Genomic DNA, 1,929 nt, shown 5'->3' on the forward strand with positions numbered 1-1,929 from the left:
CTACCAGGCCGCCCTTGACACGGAGGGCCCGGAACGGCTCGCCGAAATCGAGGACCGACGGGCCGCGCTGGCCAAGCTGGTCCGCAAGTACGCGCCGAGCATCGACGAGGTGCTGGTCTGGGCGGAGGAGGCCCGGGCCCGGCACGAGGAACTCCAGGACGACTCCACCAGGATCGAAGCGCTGGACGCCGAGGTCGCACGGGCCGAAACCGAGCTCCGGAAGAAGGCCGCCGGGATCAGCAAGGCCCGCAGCAAGGCCGCCAAGGACCTCTCCGCGCGGGTCAGCGCTGAGCTCACGGCGCTGGCCATGGCCGATGCCACCCTGGTCATCAATGTGGAGCCCGCAGGCCAGCTGGGACCGTTCGGGGCCGACGAGATCTCCTTCCTGCTTCAGCCGCACTCCGGCGCGCCGGCCCGGCCGCTGGGCAAAGGCGCCTCGGGCGGTGAACTCTCCCGCGTCATGCTCGCCATTGAGGTGGTGCTTGCTGCCGTCGATCCCGGCCCGACGTTTGTCTTCGCCGAGGTCGACGCCGGCGTCGGCGGCCGTGCCGCCGTCGAGATCGGGCGCCGGCTGGCGATGCTGGCCCAGCACGTCCAGGTCCTCGTGGTGACCCACCTGCCGCAGGTGGCCGCTTTCGCGAACCAGCACATCAGGGTCACCAAGACCTCCGTGCGGGGCGCTGACGGGGCTACCGCCACCGGCTTCACCTCCAGCGACGTGCAGCTGCTTGACGAGGCCGAGCGCGTCCGCGAACTGGCCCGCATGCTGGCCGGCCAAGAGGACTCCGAATCAGCCCAGGCCCACGCCCAGGAGCTGTTGGACGACGCCAAACTCCTCCCGCAAAGCTAGGCGGGCCCGAAAGGACGTCCGCAGGGACTCCCGCAAGGACCGCTGCTAGGACAACAATCACATCGGGATCCCGCCAAGGAACCCGTGGAAGGCCGAATTGATGATAAGCTCAAACCCCGTGGTGCAGCGATCAAACTCTCGTGTAAATTCCCGGTTTCCGGGCTCGTCCAAGACGACCAAACACATCTTCGTCACCGGTGGTGTAGCGTCCTCGCTCGGTAAGGGACTGACGGCTTCGAGCCTCGGCCACCTCCTGCGGGCACGCGGTCTGTCTGTAACAATGCAAAAGCTCGATCCCTATTTGAATGTGGATCCGGGCACGATGAACCCCTTCCAGCACGGCGAAGTCTTCGTCACTGACGACGGCGCCGAGACGGACCTGGACATCGGCCACTATGAGCGCTTCCTCGATGAAAACCTCGAAGGATCGGCCAACGTCACAACCGGCCAGGTCTACTCGACCGTCATCGCGAAGGAACGCCGCGGCGAATACCTCGGCGATACCGTCCAGGTCATCCCGCACATCACCGATGAGATCAAGCGGCGCATGCGGCTTCCCGCCGAGGGCAAGAACGCCCCCGACGTCATCATCACCGAAATCGGCGGTACGGTGGGCGACATCGAGTCCCAGCCGTTCCTCGAATCCGCCCGCCAGGTCCGCCAGGACATCGGCCGCGGAAATGTGTTCTTCCTCCACGTATCCCTCGTGCCGTACATCGGCCCGTCGCAGGAGCTGAAGACCAAGCCGACGCAGCACTCCGTTGCCGCGCTGCGCTCCATCGGCATCCAGCCCGAGGCAATCGTGATCCGGTCGGACCGCGAAGTCCCGCAGCCGATGCGCGACAAGATCGGCCGCATGTGCGACGTCGACATCGACGCCGTGATCGGCTGCCCGGACGCACCGAGCATCTACGACATCCCGAAGACCCTGCACTCCCAGGGTCTGGATTCCTACATCGTCCGCGCCCTGGACCTGCCGTTCAAGGATGTGGACTGGACCAGCTGGGACAAGCTGCTCGACGCCGTCCACAACCCGAAGCACGAAGTTGAGATCGCGCTCGTAGGCAAGTACATCGACC

General features: G+C 65.9%; 1 protein-coding gene and 1 pseudogene. Both read left to right on the forward strand.

Annotated features, from left to right (window positions below; all coding sequences use genetic code 11):
• Positions 1 to 850: pseudogene (locus LQV45_RS28830) on the forward strand (DNA repair protein RecN); the annotation flags it as partial.
• A gap of 100 nt (positions 851 to 950) precedes the next feature.
• The coding region (locus LQV45_RS28835) for a CTP synthase (RefSeq protein WP_230010433.1) at positions 951 to 1,929 on the forward strand (979 nt) is incomplete at its 3' end.

This window comes from Microbacterium sp. Bi128 (genome assembly GCF_918698205.1).